Below are 18,976 nucleotides of genomic sequence, written 5' to 3' on the forward strand. Positions count from 1 at the left end.
TAGAGGAGTGATCTCTGTGCGTCAGATCCCCGTCGACACCTCCGCCGCCTCCGTCATGGCGGCTCAGCCCCCGCAGCCCAAGGTCAAGGACCGCCGTACCGGTGAAATCGCCGTCGACGCCGAGACCGGGGCGACGTTGATGACCGTGAACGTGATGTTCGCGGCCAACGACACCGTGGAACTCCTGTCCGTGACGGTCCCGAAGACCGGCATCTCCGGTGACCTGACGATGGGCACTCCGGTCGCGCTGACCGGGCTGGTCGCTCGGCCCTGGGAGCGGGACGGCCGTCACGGCATCGCCTTCCGCGCGGTCGCCGTCACGTCGCTGGTCGAGGGCGCCACGAAGCCCCAGGTGGCCTGATCATGACCGGCTTCACGGTCGCGTTGCTGGTGGTCGTCGCCGTCGCGGGTCTCCTGCGGTGGCGGCGCCCCGCCTGGTACTGGATGACCTTCGGCGTCACCCTCGCCGTGCTGCGGGTCCTGGTCCGCTACGCCTCGGTCATGGAAGCGTGCGGGCTGACCGTCCCGCCCCCGCGCTGGCGGCTCGCCCTCGCCCGGATGGCCAACCGTCCAGCTCCCGAGTCGCGTGCACCGCGCATCCTGCGGCTCCGCCCGACTCGCACCGGCCTGGTGCTGCGGCTGGGGCTACGGCCCGGTCAGGACGCCTTCGACGTGGCCGCCTCGTGTGACCGGCTGCGGCACTCGTTCGCCATGTACGGCGTCACCTCGCGCGAGATCCGCTCCGGTGTGGTCGAACTCCGGATGACCGGCTACGACGTCCTGGCCCAGGTGCAGATGCCTACCAAGGTCGAGCGTGTGCCGATGCGGGTCCCGGTCGCCCTGCGCGAGGACGGCGCCGTCCACTACCGCGACTACCGCACCACCCCGCACGCCCTGACCGTCGGGGCCACGAAGTCCGGCAAGTCCGTCTACCAGCGCAACCTGGTCGCCGAACTCGCCGCACAAGACGTGGCCTTGGTCGGCATCGACTGCAAGCAAGGCGTGGAGCTGTTCCCGCTGGCCCGCCGGTTCTCCGCGCTGGCCGACAACCCCGACACCGCCGCCGACCTCCTCGACGCACTCGTCACACACATGGAGGGCGTCTACCAACTGATCCGCGACGACCAGCGCATCACCGCCGACATACCCGACGCGGAGATCGCCGCCGACATCTGGGACCTCCCGGCTCGCCTGCGCCCGACCCCGATCGTCCTGCTCGTCGACGAGGTCGCCGAACTCGCCCTGTTCGCAACCAAGGAAGAGGAGAAGCGCCGGGACCGCATCATCACCGCGCTCGCCCGGCTCGCCCAGCTCGGCCGCGCTGCCGGCATCTATCTGGAGATCTGCGGACAGCGCTTCGGCTCCGAACTCGGCAAGGGCATCACCATGCTCCGCGCCCAACTCACCGCCCGCACCGCCCACCGCGTCAACGACGAGACCTCCGCCAACATGGCCTTCGGCGACATCGCCCCCGACGCCGTCCTGGCTGCCATCTCCATCCCGACCGACACCCCCGGCCTCGCCGTCACCGGCGACTCGACCGGCGGCTGGGCCCGCATCCGCACCCCGCACACCTCGATGCGCCAGGCAGTCAACGCCTGCAACCGGCACGCCCACCGCACCCCCGAGCTGCCCGGCCTCGCCGCCTTCCGGCCCGAGCTGCCGCCCACGGTCTCACTCGTCAAGATCCCGGCCCAGACCGAGGCACCCGCCTCCGTCTGAGAGCCGCCCCCACCCCGGTCGGCGCGACCGCCTCGCGCCAACTCCCTACCCCTGCCATGCCCTGGCTTCAGAAAGGAGCACGCCCATGCGAGCCGCGAACGAGGTCGTGATCCGTGAAGTCCTACAGGCCCTCGACGCTTCGGATTTCACGACGGCGCTGCGCATCGCCCGTGATGCCTACCGCGCCGCGACCGATGGCGAAGCCCGGGCTGAACTCCTGCTCTTCCTCGGCCCTCGCGTTGCCAGCACACCCGACGACCACTGACACCTGAAGGAGGTGAGGACATGACCCGCAAGCTCCGCATCGATGCCGTCCTGGTGCAGGCCGTGATTGCCGGGGCCCTGTCCTTCGCCCACCTGCACGACCTCGCCGCCGCTGCCGGACAGTCCGGTTGGAAGGCATGGGCCTACCCGGTCTCCGTCGACCTGCTCCTGGTCGCCGCCTGGCGTCGGCTGCGCAACGACGGCCCGTCCCGGCTCGCCTGGTGCTGGTTCCTGATCGCCCTGGTCGCCTCGCTCGGCGCGAACGTCGCCACCGCTGGATTCCTCGACCTGGCGCATCCGCCCGCCTGGCTGCGCTTCGGCATCGCCGGATGGCCCGCGCTCGCCTTCCTCGGCGGCACCCTCCTCGCCCACTCACCGGCCGCGACTGACTCGGAGCCGGAGCCGGAGCCGGAGCCGGTCGAGGTTGTGCCGGCCGAACCGGAGTCCGACCCCGAGCCGGTCCCCGTCGCCGAGGCGGAGCCCGCCCCGGCGCTGCCCGCAGCTGCCGAACCTGCTCCCGTCCCGGCTCCACCGGTCCCGGCCGCCCTGGTCGACCACGCCCGCAAGGTCGCCGACGACCACCACGCCCGTACCGGCACACCGATCGACACCGACACCCTGCGCGCCCGCCTCGGCGTCCCGGCGCCGATGGCCGACGCCATCGCCGCCCAACTCGCCTGACCAGAAAGGACGACCGCGATGCCCGCCCGCGACCACTTCCACTCCGTCATGCGGATCGGCCCCGTACAGATCGGCACCCACCGCGATCGGCACGGCCGCACCAAGCACGCCGCGGTCTGCACGGCCGACCGCTGCGGCTGGTCCGCCGACTTCTCCAGCTCCTCGGCCGCCCAGCTCGCCGCCCGTACGCACCGCTGCCGCATCACCGACTGAACGGGAGATCACCGCCATGGACGTTCCGCTCTGGCTCGCCCTGGTCGTCGTCGGCGCCCTTGGTATCAAGCTCATCCGCCCGCCCTGGTGGCTCGTCGCTGTGCTCCTCCTCGGGGGCTTCCTCCTCGCCGACAGTCTCTTGGCCCCCGTCATCGACACCGCCATCAGCAAGTAGTCCACCGCAGGAAGGAGATGCACTCATGTTCCGACCCAAGATCCCGACCATGCCGACCCCGACCGGCATCGTCACCCCGCCCGCTGTCGAGCCGACCGCGATCGTCCAGCACACTCCCGCCCCGGCTCCGGCCCCGGCCCCGGTCTCCGACGCCCCGGCGGCCTGGGCCCGGCCCACGGTCCAGCTCACGCCCGGCACCGCGCTCGCCCTCGTCGGTGGCGGCACCGCCGTCGTGCTCGTCGTCGGCGCGGTCCTGGTCTCGATGCTCCTGGCGGCCGCCGTCACCGCGGCCTCGGTCGCCGTGTGCGCGCTCGTCGTCCGCTCGCTGATCGCCTCCGAGCACAAGCGCCGCTGACCGGCCCCCGGGGCGGTCTCAACCGCCAAGTCTTGCCCGCCCCGGGAGCCGTGCCCCTGCCCGAACCACACGATCCGGAAGGAACACCCATCATGGCCCAGCCCACCACCCCCGCCGTGCGGGTCTGCTCGAACTGCGACGGCTTCCCCACCGTCCGCGTCACCCTCGGCGGCCGGGACCGACGCGGAAACCTCCGCACCATCGCCGCCCACTGCCCGGCCTGCCACGGCACCGGCACCCGCCCGGCCCGCCACCCGCTCACCGCACCGGCGGGGAGGTAAGCGCATGAACGAGTCCCTGAACAACCCCCTGGGCATGCAAGCCGCACTACTCGCCGCGCTGGCCCGCTTCGCCGAGACACACCAGGCCCTGCCGGGTGCCTACATCACCACCAGTGACATCACCCCCGGCGAGACTCACGTCCTGCTCGACAGCCCCAGCGACCTCGAAGCGTGGCGCCAAGCCCTCCACACCGACCCCGCAGACGTGTTGATCACCGAGCGCGGTGACGAGACGAAGCTGTCGTTCACGGCACCCCTCGGCCGGATCTCGCTGCGGGTCTACACGGTCTTTACCCCTGCCGCCCTGGTGGTGAGCGCGTGACCGACACCGCGACCTTCGCGGGTCTGAACCCGGCCACCCTGAACGACCTGCTCAGGGTGGCCGGGTCCCCCGGCTTCGACCGCTGGAAAGACCAGGTGCACCGCACCGGCGGCTGCTCCGACCCCATCCACCTCACCGGCTGGACCCTCGCCAAAGACCGCGCGACGGGTGAGACGCTGCGCCGCTACTCCACCGACACCGAACCGGACGGACGGCTCCGCGTCGCCTGCGGCAACCGCCGCGCCTCCCGCTGCCCCACCTGCGCCTACACCTACGCCGGAGACACCTATCACCTCATCCGCGCAGGACTCGCCGGAGACGAGAGCAAGCACATCCCCGCCACCGTCCGCGACCACCCGCGCGTCTTCGCCACCCTCACCGCCCCCTCGTTCGGCCCCGTGCACAACCGGCCCGACCGCGGCGTCTGCCGCTGCGGCACCCGCCACTCCGAGGACGCCCCCGTCCTCGGCACGGCCCTCGACCCGGCCACCTATGACTACGCGGGCACGGTGCTGTTCAACAACCACGCCGGGCAGCTCTGGCAGCGCTTCACCACCCGCCTGCGCCGCGAGATCGCCGCCCGCGCCGGGCTCTCACAGCGGGAGCTCAAAGACGCGCTGCGCGTTTCGTACGGCAAGGTCGCCGAGTTCCAGAAACGCGGCGCGATCCACTTCCACGCCGTGATCCGACTCGACGGACCCGACGGCCCAGACACCGCCCCGCCGCCCTGGGCCACCGTGCAGCTGCTCGACGACTCCATCCGCGCTGCGGTCGCACACTCCTACACCTCGATCACCGTGCCCGCCGCCGGGAACGAGCCGTGCCGGCCTTTCCGCTGGGGCCGCCAGCTCGACATCCGACCGGTCAAGGCCTTCGGCGACGGCTCCGACATCACCGAGCAAGCTGTTGCCTCGTACGTCGCCAAGTACGCCACGAAAGCAGCCGAGTCGACCGGCAGCCTCGACCGCCGCATCGGGAACCGGGAGGTCCTCGAACTCCTGGACGTGCCCGACCACCCCCGCCGCCTCATCGAGGCCTGCCTCGACCTCGCCCCGCTCTACCCGGACCGCAAGCTGGGCGCCTGGGCGCACATGCTCGGCTTTCGCGGTCACTTCTCCACCAAATCCCGCCGCTACTCCACCACCCTCGGCGCCCTCCGCCAGATCCGCGCCGACTACCGCGCCGCCCAGGAGCAAGACGCGCTCGGCGACCCGGACACGGTGCTGGTCCTCGCCTCTTGGGAGTACGCCGGGCACGGCCATACCTCTGGTGAGTCCGCACTCGCTGCCTCGATCGCCTGCGACATCCAACTCAACCGCGAAACCGCCCGCGAAGCACTCGCCGCCCTGGAAGGAGACCGGTCGTGAGTGACCTCCTGCTGACCGTCGAGCAAGCCGCCGAACGCCTCGGCACCACCATCCGCTTCCCTCGGCGGCTCATCGCCGAACGGCGGATCGCCTTCGTCAAGGTCGGTCGCCATGTGCGGATCGCGGAAAGCGCGCTGGACGCCTACATCAACGGCAACACCGTCCAGCCGATCCGCCGTCGCCGTGCGCGGTATGAGCGGGCTGCCTGATGGCCAACAAGAAGGGCAAGCGGCGGGCGTTCGGGGCGGTGCGGAAGCTGCCCTCCGGGCGGTACCAAGCTCGGTATCCCGGTCCGGATGGTGTCATGCGGCCGGCGCCCGAGACCTTCGCGACCGTGCGTGACGCTGACGACTGGCTCGCCGAGAAGCGGACCGAGATCCGCCGTGGTGACTGGCAGGACCCGGACGCCGGAGCGGTCAAGTTCGAGGAGTACGCGACCCTGTGGGTCAAGGAACGGCGGCTTTCCCCGACGACCGACGAGTTGTACCGGCGACTCCTCCGGCTGCACATCCTGCCCGCCTTCGAGGACCTGGACCTCGACGAGATCACGGCTCCGCGCGTGCGCTCCTGGCGCTCGGAACGGCTCGACTCGACCGGGGCGGAGACCACCGTCGCCAAGAGCTATCGCCTTCTGAAGGCCATCCTGGAGACGGCCGTCGAGGACGAGCTGATACGCCGCAACCCTTGCCGTATTCGCGGTGCCGGAAAGGAAACCGCCGCCGAACGCCCTGTCGCCACCGTCGACCAGGTCGACGCGCTCGCCGACGCCCTCGGTCCGCGCTGGCGGCTGATGGTCTACCTCGGCGCGTACGGTCCGCTCCGCCCGGAGGAACAAGCCGAGCTGCGCCGCAAGGATGTGGACCTCGACAACCTGACGATCCGCGTTCGGCAGGCTGCACCGGAATTGACCACCGGCAAGCGGGCCGCAGGGCCGACCAAGTCGGAAGCGGGCAAGCGGCTCGTCGTCCTGCCGGCCTTTCTGCGGACCGACCTTCGACGGCACCTCGACTGGTACGCCGAGAAGGGCCCGGACGGGCTTCTGTTCGTGGGGGAGAAGGGCAAACCGTTCCGGCGGTCCAGCTTCGGGCGGAAGTGGCGCACCGCCCGTACGAAGGTGGGTCTCCCCGACGGCTTCCGCTTCTACGACCTTCGTCACACCGGACACACCCTGACGACCCGCTCCGGCGCGACGCTCAAGGACACGATGGTGCGGGCCGGACAGTCGACCGAGCGGGCCGCGCTGATCTATCAGCACTCGGACGTCGAGCGTCAGCGGGAGGTCGCGGCCGGTCTCGACAGGCTCGTCCGGCAGCGGCGTGATGCAGTGGATGACCAAGCATCTGGCACGGATGTGGCACGGGACGCTTAGGCAGGTCCAGACAACAAGAAAGGCCCGGGTCTATGACCTGGACCTTCGTCGTGGAGCGGGTGACGGGAATCGAACCCGCGCTCTGAGCTTGGGAAGCTCATGTTCTACCATTAAACTACACCCGCACAGCGGCCGTTTGATCAGCACTGCATCATCGCACACTGTACCCCATCGAAGGCCCCCGGTGAATTGAGCCGCGGGGCCTTCGGGCTGTCAGGGCCCCGCACCGGAGCCGCGCCGGGAGCAACCCCGGGCCCCCGCCGGCGCCGCGCCCGGCTCGCGCCCGGCCCGTGCCCGCGTCGTGGTGGAGTCGGGGATGTGCGGGTGGCGTGGAGGGGTGGAGGCGTACCTTGGGGGAGCGGAGTGCCGCGTGGAGTGGTGTCCTGTTGATCCCCTAATGTGGCTATCTCGTCCACGTGTTGGGGAAGGGACTTCATGGACCCGAAGGACTCGACGGAGCGCACCGTCGTCCGCTGTGCCGAAGGGCATGTCTTCACCACTTCGTCGTTCCCGATGCAGCAGCTCGGTGCCGACCGGATCGGGCCCGGGCGGCTCATCCGGTGTCCGCGGTGTGCGCGGCTGAGGCATGCCGTGCCCGTCCAGAAGGCCGGGCAGGGCGACCGAGTGGTGGAGCTGCAGAAGCGCTGAGGTGTGGCGGAGGTGGCGCGCGGGGATCCGCCCGATTGGGGCGGGCCCGCGCGCTCTGCGTATCCTCGGGGCGTGCTTCTCTCAGACAAGGACATCCGGGCCGAGATCGACGCGGGACGGGTCCGTATCGACCCGTACGACGATTCGATGGTGCAGCCCTCGAGCATCGACGTGCGGCTGGACCGCTATTTCCGGGTGTTCGAGAACCACCGCTATCCCCACATCGACCCCGCCGTCGAGCAGGCGGACCTGACGCGACTCGTCGAGCCGGAGGGCGACGAGGCGTTCATCCTCCACCCCGGCGAGTTCGTGCTGGCGTCGACGTACGAGGTCGTCTCGCTGCCGGAGGACATCGCGTCCAGGCTCGAGGGCAAGAGCTCCCTCGGGCGGCTCGGGCTGGTCACGCACTCGACCGCCGGCTTCATCGATCCCGGCTTCTCGGGGCATGTCACGCTGGAGCTGTCGAATCTCGCCACCCTGCCCATCAAGCTCTGGCCGGGGATGAAGATCGGGCAGCTGTGCATGTTCCGGCTCAGCTCGCCGGCGGAGCACCCGTACGGGTCCGAGAAGTACGGCTCCCGGTACCAGGGTCAGCGGGGGCCGACGGCCTCGCGGTCGTTCATGAATTTCCACCGGACGCAGGTGTGAGGGCGGGTACGCAATGAGTGGGGTACGCGAGAACCTGACGTACGAGAAGTTCGGCGGCGCGATCCGTGAGCTCGCGCAGTCCATCGCCGACGACGGGTACGAGCCCGACATCGTGCTGTCCATCGCGCGGGGCGGGGTCTTCGTCGCGGGCGGGCTGGCGTACGCCCTGGACTGCAAGAACATCCACCTGGTCAACGTGGAGTTCTACACGGGCGTCGGGACGACCCTCGAGATGCCGGTCATGCTCGCGCCGGTGCCCAACGCGATCGACTTCTCCGACAAGAAGGTCCTCATCGCCGACGACGTCGCCGACACGGGCAAGACCCTGAAGCTCGTCCACGACTTCTGCGTCGACCACGTCGCCGAGGTGCGGTCCGCCGTCGTCTACGAGAAGTCGCACTCCCTGGTGAAGTGCGAGTACGTCTGGAAGCGCACCGACGACTGGATCAACTTCCCGTGGAGCGTCTTGCCTCCCGTACGTAAGTCGGGCGAGCCCATCACGCCCTCCAAGGAGGCGCTGTAGCCGCCGAGGCGGTTGTGCCCTCCGGATGGCGATCCTTGCGGTAGCTACGGTCCGGCAAGGATCAGTCACGATGTATGAGGGGCGCGGAGGGGGCAGCGCGTGCCCTTTGTGTGCCGGATGGAGGCGTCGGCACCCCAGCCCTGCCGGAGCCGCCCGGTCGCCGGTCGCACGGCAAACGAAGCGTCCTAGCCGGGGGCCCCGTCGGCCGGGTGCGCGCCGCCGTCACCGTTCTCGTTCTCCCGGGACCAGGCGCGGTACGCGGCCACCGCCGTGGGCAGGGTGGGGAAGATCCGGTCCTCGCCCACGGACTGGGTGAGCCCGTACGCGTCCAACTCGTCGCGCAGGTCCTGTTTGACGCGCGCCATGGCGAACTCGATGCCGCGGCCGGTCAGCTCCCGTCGCAGTGCGTCCAGGGCGTCCAGCGCGGTGATGTCCACCTCCACATTGGCCTCGGCGTTGAGGACGAACCACCTGACGGGGCTCTCCTGCTCGGCCACCTCGGCCAGGGCGCGTCGTCTGAAATCCTCCGCGTTGGCGAAGAACAGCGGGGAGTCGTAGCGGTAGACCAGCAGCCCGGGGATGATCCGCGCCTGCGGGTAGTCGTCGACGTCGTGCATGCCGGCCAGGCCCGGCACCAGCCCCTGGACGGCGTCGTGTGGTCGCGCCACCCTGCTCAGCAGCTCGACGACCGACAGGCCCACGGCCACGAGCACGCCGTAGAGGATGTCCAGGACGAGGACCCCGATGAGGCAGCCAAGGGCCAGCAGGAGTTCCCTGCGCCGGAAGGAGGCCAGCCGCCGGAAGCCCGTCAGGTCGATCATCCGTACGGCGGCGTAGACGACCAGTGCGCCCAGTACGGCCGTGGGCGTGTTTGTGAGCAGTGGGCTGAGGAACAGGAGCACCGCCAGTACGGCCGCGCCCGCGACGAGCGCGTAGCCCTGTGTGTGTGCGCCGGCCGACTGCGCGAGCGCGGTCCGGCTGGCGCTGCTGCTCACAGGGAATCCCTGCATCGTGCCGGCACCGAGGTTCGCGGCGCCCAGGGCGAGGAGCTCCTGGTTCGGGTCCAGGCGCGGCCCGCCGTCGTCGGTGGCGAAGGCACGCGCGGTGAGGATGAAGTCGGTGTAGCCGACGAGCAGGACACCGACTGCGGGCAGCAGCAGCCGGGGTAGGTCGCCCAGCGCCGGGAGTTCCGGGCCCGGCAGCCCGGCCGGGATCTCCCCGATCACCGAGAGGCCGCGCTTCTCCAGGCCGAACGCCGCCACCACCGCCGTAGCGAGCACGACGGCCAGCAGCGGACCGGGGACGGCGCGGGGAAGGCGGGCCGCCAGGAAGAGAAAGAGCAGGGCCACGATGCTGAAGATCACCGTTGTCGCATGTGCCTCGCCCAGGTTCCCCACGAAGGACAGCAGTTGTGGGAAGAAGCCGGAGCCCTCCGTCGGGACACCGGTGAGCTTGGTCAGCTGGTCGACGATCATGATCAGTGCGACGCCGGCGAGGTAGCCGATCAGAATGGGCCGCGAGAGCAGATCGGCCACGAAGCCGAGCCGCGCGGCCCACGCCACCAGGCACATCAGGCCGACCGCGACGGCGAGCGCCGATGCCAGGACGGCGTACCGCGCGGGATCCCCCGCGGCGAGCGGCCCCACCACCGTGGCGGTCATCAGCGCGGTCGTCGATTCGGGACCGACCGACAGCAGCCGTGACGTGCCGAGGAACGCATAGAGGACGATGGCCGGCAGGATCGCCCACAGTCCCACGACCGGCGGCAGACCGGCGACGCTCGCATACGCCATGACCTGCGGCACGAGATAGGCCGCTACGGTGATCCCGGCCACGAGGTCCCCTCGCAGCCGGCCTCGCCGGTATCCCTTGAGAACGGCGATGCCCGGCGCGCGGGGCAGGGCGGAACGACGGCTCACCCTGTGCCCCTGGACCGGCGGGCGAGGAAACGTGCCGCGGGGAGACCGACCGCCGGATCCACACCGAACGCCGCTACGACCTGCTCGGAAGAACGCGCGTACCAGCCTTCCTCCGGAGGGTGGGACCACTCTCCCCCGGGTTCCGACTGCACCGTCATCGTCGTGCCTCCGATCCGGGCGGGTCTACGCCGGTCCGCCGGATCCTAGCCGCGCTTCTTCTTCGTCCGACGCCCGGCGCCGGACGCGCGTCTGCTTCCCGCGGGCGTGTCACTCCCGCCGGCGGCCCGGGCGGGCGCCGGATGACGGGAGGCGTACGGATCGGCCGGGGCCCCCGCGGGGCCTCCTGCTCCAGCTCCCGCTTGGTGGCGAGCAGATCCCTCCGCGCTTCCTCCCCCACCTCGGGGTACCGGGGATCGATGTCCATCAGGGTGTGCGCGAGCACCGCCGCCGCGCAGATCCGCGCGACCCACTTCCGGTCCGCCGGCACGACGCACCAGGGCGCCCACTCCGTGCTCGTGGCGGACAGCATCTCGGAGAACGCGTGCCGGTAGCCGTCCCACCGGCGCCGCTCCCGGACGTCGGCCGCGGAGAACTTCCAGTTCTTCTCCGGCAGGTCGATCCGCTTCATGAAGCGGGTGCGCTGCTCCTCCTTGGACAGGTTCAGGAAGATCTTCACCACCTTGAACCCGTTGTCCGTGAGGTAGCGCTCCCAGTCGTTGATCTCCCGGTAGCGGCGGTCCCATACCCCCGGTCCACGCGAGTGGTCCGGCAGCTTCTGCCGGACGAGGTTCTCGGGGTGCACCCCACGACGAGTACCTCCTCGTAGTGCGACCGGTTGAAGACGGCGATCTCTCCGCGCGCGGGCAGCCGACGGGCGTAACGCCACAGGTAGTCGTGGTCGAGTTCCTCGGTGGAGGGCACCTTGAAACTGCTGACCCGCACGCCTTGGGGATTGACGCCGCTCATGACGTGACGGATCGTCCCGTCCTTGCCCCCGGCGTCGAGCGCCTGGAGACAGAGCAGTACGCCGTACGTGTCCTGGGCGGCGAGCCGATCCTGGTACTCGGCCAGCAGGGACACCCCGGTCCGCAGCAGCTCGACCCCGTCGCGCTTCTTCAGGCCGGCCTTGTGGCGGGGATCGAAGTCCCGGCCCAGGTTCACCTTCGAGCCCGGTTTCACCCGCAGCGGCCTGATGATCTCCGCGATGCGTTCGGCTCTCTCGTCCGCCATCACCGATCAGCCCTTCTCTCCGGTCACGGTGAGCGCTGCGCGTCCCAAGCCCTCGCCACGGTCGCGGACTTCTCCCCGCCGCCGCATGGGCAGCCCCGCCGCCCTCCAGGATCGGGACATGGGCTCTGCCCCGGCGTTGCCGGATGCGCGTGGTCCACCGGGCCGGGACAGCGACTCCCTTCTTCGGCGGGAGGACACTCGCCGGCCTGAGGTGTCTGCTCGTCGTCCGTCATGGCCGCGCCGGCCCGGCATCCGGGGGCAGCAGCGCCCAGGTCACCTTGGTCACCGGGCCTGCGGCTTCTGCCGCGTGCCATACGTGCCGGGACGGCCTGCGGTTGCCGGACGGGCACGGCACGGGTTCGAGGAGCAGCCCGACGACGCCCCGCTCACCTGGCGCTTCGCGGACTCGCACGGCCCGGCCCCGTGCTCCGTTCCCGAATGTCACAGACTGCATGGGCCCACGACCTCCAGACCCCCGCACCTCGGAGCACGCCATCGCCCGTGAGCGAGTCCGCCACCCCATTCTCCGGCCGACGCCTCAAGATCGCTCCCGGGCGGCGTCCGGGAGCCAACGAGGCCGACGATGCCCTTTCGGCCTCGGTCCTGCGCTGCCGGCGCCGCTCACAGCAAGGCCCCACGCTCTTCCCGGGTGGGGGCCTTCTCGTATCCGTTTGTGTCCGCTCGGGTCAGATCGTTCCCAGCTTGATGATCGACAGCAGCGCGATCAGCTGGATCGCCGATGCCCCCAGCGCCTTCGGCCACGGCAGATCGTGCGACTTGCTCACCATCGACGTGAACAGCGCGCCCGCCGCCAGCCACGTCACCCAGCCGACCACCTGCACCAGTGAGTTCTCGCCGCCCAGGAAGAGGGCGAAGACCAGCCGCGGGGCGTCCGTCAGGGACATGATCAGCATGGAGAGGCCGACCGTCGGCTGCCAGGAGCCGTCGCCGCCGAGCTGGCGGGCCAGGGTGTGGGTGACGGCGCCGAGTATCAGGCCACCGATGACGAAGACCACGCCGGTGATGAGCACGGAGACGAGTGCGGTGGCGAACGGCGCGCTGATCGCCTCCTTGCGCGTCTCGTCGAAGCCGAAGATCGCGAGCAGGCCGTAGAGGAACGTGACGGTCAGGGCGGGGCCCCAGACCGGGTGGTCCCGCATCTGCAGGAACGTCGGTCCCGGGCGGAGCACGATGCCGCTCAGCAGCTCCTTCCAGTGCAGGCGCGGGCCCGCGGGGGCCGCGGGGGCGGCGCCTGCGCGGTAGGTGGCGCCGTCGCCGTACGGGTCGTCGCCGACGCTGAAGGCGCGGGTGTGACCGGGGTTGTCGGCGTACGGGTCACCCGCCGCGTACCCGCCCGGCTGCGGTTGCTGCGGGTGCGCCTGGGCGTACGGGTCGCCGAAGTACTCCGGCTCGCCGTGCGGCTGCTGGTGCTGCTGCCACTGCTGCTGCGGGGGGTACGAGGGCGCCGTCCGGTCGCCTGCGTACGGGCCTGCGTACTGACCGCCGTACTGGCCGTACTGCTGCCCGTGCGGCGGCGGAGGCGCCTGCTGCGGTTGTTGTTGCGGGGTGCGGTTGTTGCCCCGGCCGCGTCCGATCCTGAATCCAGCCACGCATTCGAACGTACCTGTTCCCGCTGTGTCCGGTGTCCCGGCCGGAGGAACCCGGGGGCCTTTGCTGCCGACCTGTGACATCCCCTAAGGGATCCCCAGGAAGATCGACGTGCTGAAAGTGATCAAGGGCCTTGCGCGGTCGCCGGAGGCCGGGTACAGCGCGATGACGTCGGCGTTCTCGCCCCGGTGCGTACGCGTCACGACGTCCGCCCGCTTGTCGCCGTCGAAGTCCGCGTGGCGCAGCAGCTCGGTGACGGCCGCGGCCTCGCCGGCCGGGAGCGCCGGCGCGGGCGGGAGGCGCACGGCCTTGAAGGTGTACGTGCCTCCGGGGCGGCCGGGGCCGTCGGGGCCGCCGAGCAGCAGCCTGGCCTCGGCCGCGGTGCCGGGGGTGCGGGGCCGCGTGGAGAAGGCCAGGTCGTCGTAGCCGTCTCCGTTCGGGTCGGCGTCGGGCTCGGGGGCCGCGAGGACCGGGCCCGCGCCCTGGAGCGGGGCCCCGGCGGCGCGCGGGCCGCCCGTACGGGTGAAGGGGCCGCGCAGGAAGCTGAGCCGGCCGCCGCTCGCGGTGACCGCGAGGTCCTGGGCGCCGTCGCCGTCGAAGTCGCCGCAGACGGGGTGGTCGGGCCATTCGTTGCCGTACCGCGCCTGCTCCGGGATGCGGAGGACGACCGCCTTGCCCGTGAGTCCGGTGGGGCCGCCGAAGAGCAGCTGGAGGGGGACGGGCGGGCGGCCGACGCCGTCGTACGGGGGGTCCGTGGCCACGATCAGGTCGCTGAAGCCGTCCTTGTCGAGGTCGCACGCGGCCGCGGCGTCGAACGCGGAGGGGAGCACGCCCGCGACGGGGGCGCCGTTCGCGCGCGGGGTGAGGAGCCGGCGTACGGATGGGGCCAGGGAGCCCTTCGAGGTCCCGTAGACGATGCCGATGCCGGCGTCGTCGTCGTGGGCCGCGCCCGGCGCCTTGACGAGGTCGTCGAGGACGAGATCGCGGTGCCCGTCGCCGTTGAAGTCCTCCGGGACGCGGCTGCCGTCGCCGCGCGGTACGGGGAGGGCGGGTGCGGCGGCGCTGCCGGCGAGGGTGGATGCGGAAGGGGCGGCGGAGGTGCCGGGGGCCGGGCGGTCGGACGCGGCGTCGGGGTGCGACGGTGAGAGCCCGCAGCCGGCCGGAAGCGGCGTCAGCAGCAGCAGGCCCAGGCCGGCGAGCGCGGTCCTGCGCAGTCGGCGTCGACGCAGCACGGCGCCACCCATTCCATCCCCATCCGTCTCTCCGGAACCCAGCCGCCTCATCATGCTCCTGCCAGGTGCGTGGGCCAATGGTTGAGCGGTGCGTAATGGCCCACTTGCTCAGGACGCCCGCGCGCACGCCCACACCGCGCTGCCCGACGGGCACATCGCCAAGCTCATCAAGGGTCAGCGCGCCGCGGCCCCGTGGTCGTGATCTCCGGGCCGGACGGCAGGTACGGCGGCGAGAGCCGGGTCTACTCCTTCGAGGGCAAGCTGCTGGAGACCTACAGGGTCGGGTGACGGGTGACTGTGACGCGAAAAGCGGCCGATCCTGCCCCCGAGGCAGGTCCGGCCGCTTCTCACTTCCCGTACCGATCCGTACTGGTCCCGTACCGGTCCCGTACGAGTACGAGGACGACTACTTCACGGGCTGCGGTTCCGGCTCGTCCGCCGGCTCCGACGCGCCCTCTCCCGGGTCCACCGGGGTCCTGACCGAGTCGAGCAGCAGCTGCGCCACGTCGACGACCTGGAGGCTCTCCTTGGCCTCGCCGTCGTTCTTCTTGCCGTTGACGGAGTCGGTCAGCATGACGAGGCAGAACGGGCAGGCGGTGGAGACGATGTCGGGGTTGAGCGAGAGGGCCTCGTCCACCCGCTCGTTGTTGATGCGCTTGCCGATCCGCTCCTCCATCCACATGCGCGCACCACCGGCGCCGCAGCAGAAGCCGCGCTCCTTGTGGCGGTGCATCTCCTGCTGGCGCAGACCCGGGACGGCCGACATGATCTCGCGCGGAGGCGTGTAGACCTTGTTGTGGCGGCCCAGGTAGCAGGGGTCGTGGTACGTGATCAGGCCCTCGACCGGCGTCACCGGGATCAGCTTGCCCTCGTCGATCAGGTGCTGGAGCAGCTGGGTGTGGTGGATGACCTCGTACTCGCCGCCGAGCTGCGGGTACTCGTTCGCGATGGTGTTGAAGCAGTGCGGGCAGGTCGCGACGATCTTCTTCGACGACTTCGGCTTCTTCGTCGACGGGTCCTCGTCGTCCTCGCCGAACGCCATGTTCAGCATCGCGACGTTCTCCGCGCCGAGCTGCTGGAACAGGAACTCGTTGCCGAGGCGGCGCGGCGAGTCACCGGTGCACTTCTCCTCGCCGCCCATGATCGCGAACTTGACGCCCGCGATGTGCAGCAGCTCCGCGAAGGCCTTGGTGGTCTTCTTGGCGCGGTCCTCCAGGGCGCCGGCGCAGCCGACCCAGTACAGGTAGTCGACCTCGCTGAGGTCCTCGACGTCCTTGCCGACGACCGGGACCTCGAAGTCGACCTCCTTGGTCCACTCGACGCGCTGCTTCTTGGCCAGGCCCCAGGGGTTGCCCTTCTTCTCCAGGTTCTTGAGCATCGTGCCCGCCTCGGACGGGAAGGCGCTCTCGATCATGACCTGGTAGCGGCGCATGTCGACGATGTGGTCGATGTGCTCGATGTCGACCGGGCACTGCTCCACGCAGGCACCGCAGGTGGTGCAGGACCACAGCACGTCCGGGTCGATGACGCCGCCCGCGGCGAAGCCGCTGTCAGATGCAGCCTCGACCGTGCCGATCAGCGGGCGCTCGGCCTCGGCCAGAGCGGAGGCGGGGACGTCCTTGAGCTGCTCCTCGGACGCCTTCTCCTCGCCCTCCATGGTCTTGCCGCCGCCGGCCAGCAGGTACGGGGCCTTGGCGTGCGCGTGGTCGCGCAGCGACATGATGAGGAGCTTCGGGGAGAGGGGCTTCCCGGTGTTCCAGGCGGGGCACTGCGACTGGCAGCGGCCGCACTCGGTGCAGGTTGAGAAGTCGAGGATGCCCTTCCAGGAGAACTGCTCGACCTGGCTGACGCCGAAGACGTCGTCCTCGCCCGGGTCCTCGAAGTCGATCGGCTTGCCGCCCGACGTCATCGGCTGGAGCGCGCCCAGGGCGGACTCGCCGGTGGCGTTGCGCTTGAACCAGATGTTCGGGAAGCCCAGGAAGCGGTGCCAGGCCACGCCCATGTTGGTGTTGAGCGAGACCGTGATCATCCAGATCAGCGACGTGCCGATCTTGATCATCGCGACGAAGTAGATCAGCGTCTGGAGGGTCGGGACGCTCAGGCCCTTGAAGGCCAGGACCAGCGGGTACGAGACGAAGTACGCGGCCTCGTAGTGGTCCACGTGGTGGATCGCGCCCTCCAGGCCGCGCAGGGCCATGATCGCGAGGCCGATGGTGAGGATGACGTACTCGACGAAGTACGCCTGCCAGGCCTTGGAGCCCGCGAAGCGCGACTTGCGGCCGGCCCGCGAGGGCAGGTTCAGCAGCCGGATCGCCATCAGGATCACGATGCCGACGACCGTCATGAGGCCGATGAACTCGATGTACATCTCGAACGGCAGGAAGCCGCCGAGGACCGGCAGGGTCCAGTCGGCCTGGAACAGCTGGCCGTACGCCTGTGCGAGCGTCGGAGGCAGCGTCAGGAAGCCGATCGCGACGAACCAGTGGGCGAAGCCCACGATCCCCCAGCGGTTCATCCGCGTGTGGCCGAGGAACTCCTTGACCAGGGTGATCGTGCGTGCCTTGGGATTGTCGGTGCGGCTGCCCGCAGGCACGGGCTGACCGAGCTTCACGAACCGGTAGATCTGCGCGACGGCTCGGGCGATGAGCGCAACGCCGACCACGGTCAGGACCATCGACACGATGATCGCGGCGAGTTGCATTTGAGGGCTCCCTCGGGCCTGCGAGGTGGGAAGATCAGCACTTACTAAGCGGTAACTTATTCAGTCCGTGCTGAGACTACCCACTTATTCGGCCGCACTGTAGTTGCGCAAGCGGTGATCTGCGTCGCTCAGGTCATCCTGAGTACGCGGCGCCCGCAGGGCCGGGAGCGTATGTACGAGGATGGCCAGGTCGAGGCCCATCCAATGGTGCTCCACATAGTGCTGATCCAGCAGCTCCGGCTCGTCCCAGGGCATCGCCGAATGCCGGCGGACCTGGGCGAGGCCGGTCAGCCCGGGCTTGACGCCCTGCCGCCAGGCTGCGGCGGCGCGCGGATCGCCGGGTGCCAGGGCCGCCGGCCCGACCAGGGACATCTCGCCCCGTACGACGTGGGGCAGCCGCGAGAGCAGATCCAGCCGGCAGCGGCGGGTGCGCAGCGAGCGCACGGTCAGCGGGCGGCCGTGCAGTCCGGTCCTCGTCTCGCGCGCGAACGCGCCGCCGGGTCTGCGGCGCAGCACTGCCGAGCAGGCGGCCGCCGCCAGCAGGGGCGCCACGAGGGCCAGCAGAAGCGAGCCGAGGACGAGATCGAGAAGACGCTTGGGCTGCATGGCTCTCACCCGACCGTTCCGTCGCTTCCGTCGTTCGTGTCATGTTTTCGCTCGCTTTATGCGAACAATGGCACGGTGGGTGGCGTGGAGAGTGCAGGCCGCGCCGGGCGGGTCGCCGGGAGCGCGCGCACCATAGTTGAGTCGGGTCGACTCAGGTCTGTTGACTCCGTGGGGCCCGTGATGCATCCTTGAGCCAGTTGCACTCAAGTACAGCCCACTGGAGGACTCGAAATGGCACGTGCGGTCGGCATCGACCTGGGCACGACTAACTCCGTCGTCAGCGTTCTGGAAGGCGGGGAGCCCACCGTCATCACCAACGCCGAGGGCGCCAGGACCACGCCGTCCGTCGTCGCCTTCGCGAAGAACGGTGAGGTGCTCGTCGGCGAGGTCGCGAAGCGTCAGGCGGTCACCAACGTGGACCGGACCATCCGGTCCGTGAAGCGTCACATGGGTACGGACTGGAAGATCGAGCTCGACGGGAAGACCTTCAACCCGCAGCAGATGTCCGCCTTCATCCTGCAGAAGCTGAAGCGGGATGCCGAGGCCTACCTCGGTGAGAAGGTCGCGGACGCGGTCATCACCGTCCCGGCGTACTTCAACGACTCCGAGCGCCAGGCCACCAAGGAGGCCGGTGAGATCGCGGGCCTCAACGTCCTGCGCATCGTCAACGAGCCGACGGCCGCCGCGCTCGCGTACGGCCTCGACAAGGACGACCAGACGATCCTCGTCTTCGACCTCGGTGGCGGCACCTTCGACGTCTCGCTGCTGGAGATCGGCGACGGCGTCGTCGAGGTGAAGGCCACCAACGGTGACAACCACCTCGGTGGTGACGACTGGGACCAGCGCGTCGTCGACTACCTGGTGAGGCAGTTCGCCAACGGTCACGGCGTGGACCTGTCGAAGGACAAGATGGCTCTCCAGCGTCTCCGCGAGGCCGCGGAGAAGGCGAAGATCGAGCTGTCGTCCTCGACCGAGACGACCATCAACCTGCCCTACATCACGGCGTCCGCCGAGGGCCCGCTGCACCTGGACGAGAAGCTCACGCGCGCCCAGTTCCAGCAGCTCACCGCCGACCTGCTGGAGCGCTGCAAGACGCCGTTCCACAACGTCAT

Annotated in this window: 21 protein-coding genes, 1 tRNA gene and 1 pseudogene; 16 read left to right on the forward strand and 7 right to left on the reverse strand. The window is 70.2% G+C overall.

Annotated elements, in window-relative coordinates:
- The first annotated feature begins 16 nt into the window (after window positions 1-16).
- The 12 genes from ACFV9O_RS31290 to ACFV9O_RS31345 all read left to right on the forward strand — a co-directional run bounded on the left by ACFV9O_RS31290 (window position 17) and on the right by ACFV9O_RS31345 (window position 6,749).
- On the forward strand, window positions 17-361 hold the full coding sequence (locus ACFV9O_RS31290; protein WP_385423736.1) for a hypothetical protein: 345 nt from the start codon (window positions 17-19) through the stop codon (window positions 359-361).
- A 2-nt stretch (window positions 362-363) separates the two neighbouring features.
- Window positions 364-1,722, forward strand: coding sequence for an FtsK/SpoIIIE domain-containing protein (locus ACFV9O_RS31295; RefSeq protein ID WP_385423738.1), 1,359 nt, complete (start codon window positions 364-366; stop codon window positions 1,720-1,722).
- Between the two features lie 85 nt (window positions 1,723-1,807).
- Complete coding sequence (locus tag ACFV9O_RS31300; protein ID WP_385423740.1) at window positions 1,808-1,987, forward strand: hypothetical protein; 180 nt, start codon at window positions 1,808-1,810, stop codon at window positions 1,985-1,987.
- Window positions 1,988-2,007: 20 nt separating this feature from the next.
- Window positions 2,008-2,667, forward strand: coding sequence for a DUF2637 domain-containing protein (locus ACFV9O_RS31305; protein WP_385423742.1), 660 nt, complete (start codon window positions 2,008-2,010; stop codon window positions 2,665-2,667).
- Between the two features lie 18 nt (window positions 2,668-2,685).
- Window positions 2,686-2,880, forward strand: coding sequence for a mobile element transfer protein (locus tag ACFV9O_RS31310; protein WP_134407181.1), 195 nt, complete (start codon window positions 2,686-2,688; stop codon window positions 2,878-2,880).
- A 16-nt stretch (window positions 2,881-2,896) separates the two neighbouring features.
- Window positions 2,897-3,055 carry a hypothetical protein gene (locus tag ACFV9O_RS31315; RefSeq protein WP_104860443.1) on the forward strand — a complete coding sequence of 53 codons (159 nt, stop codon included), beginning with the start codon at window positions 2,897-2,899 and terminating at the stop codon, window positions 3,053-3,055.
- 25 nt (window positions 3,056-3,080) lie between these two features.
- The gene (locus ACFV9O_RS31320) at window positions 3,081-3,410 is read left to right on the forward strand and encodes a SpdD-like protein (protein WP_385423745.1); all 330 of its coding nucleotides are present in this window, start codon (window positions 3,081-3,083) and stop codon (window positions 3,408-3,410) included.
- Between the two features lie 92 nt (window positions 3,411-3,502).
- The gene (locus ACFV9O_RS31325) at window positions 3,503-3,691 is read left to right on the forward strand and encodes a hypothetical protein (protein ID WP_385423747.1); all 189 of its coding nucleotides are present in this window, start codon (window positions 3,503-3,505) and stop codon (window positions 3,689-3,691) included.
- A 4-nt stretch (window positions 3,692-3,695) separates the two neighbouring features.
- Entirely contained in the window at window positions 3,696-4,013 is a 318-nt protein-coding gene (locus ACFV9O_RS31330) for a hypothetical protein (protein WP_385423749.1), read from the forward strand.
- A complete protein-coding gene (gene repSA, locus ACFV9O_RS31335) occupies window positions 4,010-5,380 on the forward strand; it encodes a replication initiator protein RepSA (RefSeq protein WP_385423751.1) in 1,371 nt (456 codons plus the stop codon). Before ACFV9O_RS31330 ends, repSA begins: the two co-directional genes overlap by 4 nt.
- A complete protein-coding gene (locus ACFV9O_RS31340) occupies window positions 5,377-5,589 on the forward strand; it encodes a helix-turn-helix domain-containing protein (protein ID WP_385423753.1) in 213 nt (70 codons plus the stop codon). The genes repSA and ACFV9O_RS31340 overlap by 4 nt, the downstream gene beginning before the upstream one ends.
- On the forward strand, window positions 5,589-6,749 hold the full coding sequence (locus tag ACFV9O_RS31345; protein WP_385423755.1) for a tyrosine-type recombinase/integrase: 1,161 nt from the start codon (window positions 5,589-5,591) through the stop codon (window positions 6,747-6,749). The genes ACFV9O_RS31340 and ACFV9O_RS31345 overlap by 1 nt, the downstream gene beginning before the upstream one ends.
- 51 nt (window positions 6,750-6,800) lie before the next feature.
- Here ACFV9O_RS31345 and ACFV9O_RS31350 read toward each other — a convergent pair.
- Window positions 6,801-6,874, reverse strand: a tRNA-Gly gene (locus ACFV9O_RS31350).
- Window positions 6,875-7,184: 310 nt separating this feature from the next.
- On the opposite strand from ACFV9O_RS31350, the gene ACFV9O_RS31355 reads away from it, so the two are divergent.
- From ACFV9O_RS31355 to ACFV9O_RS31365, 3 genes are all read left to right on the forward strand, one after another.
- Window positions 7,185-7,397, forward strand: a complete 213-nt coding sequence (locus tag ACFV9O_RS31355) for a hypothetical protein (RefSeq protein WP_385423757.1) — start codon at window positions 7,185-7,187, stop codon at window positions 7,395-7,397.
- A 72-nt stretch (window positions 7,398-7,469) separates the two neighbouring features.
- Window positions 7,470-8,045 carry a dCTP deaminase gene (dcd, locus tag ACFV9O_RS31360; RefSeq protein ID WP_385423759.1) on the forward strand — a complete coding sequence of 192 codons (576 nt, stop codon included), beginning with the start codon at window positions 7,470-7,472 and terminating at the stop codon, window positions 8,043-8,045.
- A gap of 13 nt (window positions 8,046-8,058) precedes the next feature.
- Window positions 8,059-8,568, forward strand: coding sequence for a phosphoribosyltransferase (locus tag ACFV9O_RS31365; protein WP_385423761.1), 510 nt, complete (start codon window positions 8,059-8,061; stop codon window positions 8,566-8,568).
- A gap of 185 nt (window positions 8,569-8,753) precedes the next feature.
- Here ACFV9O_RS31365 and ACFV9O_RS31370 read toward each other — a convergent pair whose 3' ends face one another.
- The 6 genes and pseudogenes from ACFV9O_RS31370 to ACFV9O_RS31395 all read right to left on the reverse strand — a co-directional run bounded on the left by ACFV9O_RS31370 (window position 8,754) and on the right by ACFV9O_RS31395 (window position 17,864).
- On the reverse strand, window positions 8,754-10,487 hold the full coding sequence (locus ACFV9O_RS31370; RefSeq protein ID WP_385423763.1) for a SulP family inorganic anion transporter: 1,734 nt from the start codon (window positions 10,485-10,487) through the stop codon (window positions 8,754-8,756).
- 203 nt (window positions 10,488-10,690) lie between these two features.
- Window positions 10,691-11,717 (reverse strand): annotated as a pseudogene (locus ACFV9O_RS31375) (polyphosphate kinase 2 family protein).
- A gap of 686 nt (window positions 11,718-12,403) precedes the next feature.
- On the reverse strand, window positions 12,404-13,327 hold the full coding sequence (locus ACFV9O_RS31380; protein ID WP_385423765.1) for a Yip1 family protein: 924 nt from the start codon (window positions 13,325-13,327) through the stop codon (window positions 12,404-12,406).
- Window positions 13,328-13,411: 84 nt separating this feature from the next.
- On the reverse strand, window positions 13,412-14,557 hold the full coding sequence (locus tag ACFV9O_RS31385; RefSeq protein ID WP_385423767.1) for an FG-GAP repeat domain-containing protein: 1,146 nt from the start codon (window positions 14,555-14,557) through the stop codon (window positions 13,412-13,414).
- A gap of 406 nt (window positions 14,558-14,963) precedes the next feature.
- Window positions 14,964-17,258 carry a heterodisulfide reductase-related iron-sulfur binding cluster gene (locus ACFV9O_RS31390; RefSeq protein ID WP_385423769.1) on the reverse strand — a complete coding sequence of 765 codons (2,295 nt, stop codon included), beginning with the start codon at window positions 17,256-17,258 and terminating at the stop codon, window positions 14,964-14,966.
- A gap of 84 nt (window positions 17,259-17,342) precedes the next feature.
- Window positions 17,343-17,864: a sugar transferase gene (locus tag ACFV9O_RS31395; protein ID WP_385423771.1), complete on the reverse strand. Its 522-nt coding sequence runs from the start codon at window positions 17,862-17,864 to the stop codon at window positions 17,343-17,345.
- 231 nt (window positions 17,865-18,095) lie between these two features.
- Here ACFV9O_RS31395 and ACFV9O_RS31400 point away from each other — a divergent pair.
- A partial coding sequence (locus ACFV9O_RS31400) for an Hsp70 family protein (protein ID WP_385423773.1) occupies window positions 18,096-18,976 on the forward strand: 881 nt, incomplete at its 3' end.

It is taken from the genome of Streptomyces sp. NPDC059909 (assembly GCF_042730885.1).
GTDB lineage: Bacteria > Actinomycetota > Actinomycetes > Streptomycetales > Streptomycetaceae > Streptomyces.

Excerpts from the sequence above, each read along its gene's own strand:
- ACFV9O_RS31305 (WP_385423742.1), top strand. The coding sequence starts at position 2,008 with ATGACCCGCAAGCTCCGCATCGATGCCGTCCTGGTGCAGGCCGTGATT.
- ACFV9O_RS31320 (WP_385423745.1), top strand. The coding sequence starts at position 3,081 with ATGTTCCGACCCAAGATCCCGACCATGCCGACCCCGACCGGCATCGTC.
- ACFV9O_RS31345 (WP_385423755.1), top strand. The coding sequence starts at position 5,589 with ATGGCCAACAAGAAGGGCAAGCGGCGGGCGTTCGGGGCGGTGCGGAAG.
- ACFV9O_RS31365 (WP_385423761.1), top strand. The coding sequence starts at position 8,059 with ATGAGTGGGGTACGCGAGAACCTGACGTACGAGAAGTTCGGCGGCGCG.
- ACFV9O_RS31355 (WP_385423757.1), top strand. The coding sequence starts at position 7,185 with ATGGACCCGAAGGACTCGACGGAGCGCACCGTCGTCCGCTGTGCCGAA.
- ACFV9O_RS31390 (WP_385423769.1), bottom strand. The coding sequence starts at position 17,258 with ATGCAACTCGCCGCGATCATCGTGTCGATGGTCCTGACCGTGGTCGGC.
- ACFV9O_RS31325 (WP_385423747.1), top strand. The coding sequence starts at position 3,503 with ATGGCCCAGCCCACCACCCCCGCCGTGCGGGTCTGCTCGAACTGCGAC.
- ACFV9O_RS31300 (WP_385423740.1), top strand. The coding sequence starts at position 1,808 with ATGCGAGCCGCGAACGAGGTCGTGATCCGTGAAGTCCTACAGGCCCTC.
- ACFV9O_RS31395 (WP_385423771.1), bottom strand. The coding sequence starts at position 17,864 with ATGCAGCCCAAGCGTCTTCTCGATCTCGTCCTCGGCTCGCTTCTGCTG.
- ACFV9O_RS31315 (WP_104860443.1), top strand. The coding sequence starts at position 2,897 with ATGGACGTTCCGCTCTGGCTCGCCCTGGTCGTCGTCGGCGCCCTTGGT.
- ACFV9O_RS31310 (WP_134407181.1), top strand. The coding sequence starts at position 2,686 with ATGCCCGCCCGCGACCACTTCCACTCCGTCATGCGGATCGGCCCCGTA.
- ACFV9O_RS31330 (WP_385423749.1), top strand. The coding sequence starts at position 3,696 with ATGAACGAGTCCCTGAACAACCCCCTGGGCATGCAAGCCGCACTACTC.
- ACFV9O_RS31295 (WP_385423738.1), top strand. The coding sequence starts at position 364 with ATGACCGGCTTCACGGTCGCGTTGCTGGTGGTCGTCGCCGTCGCGGGT.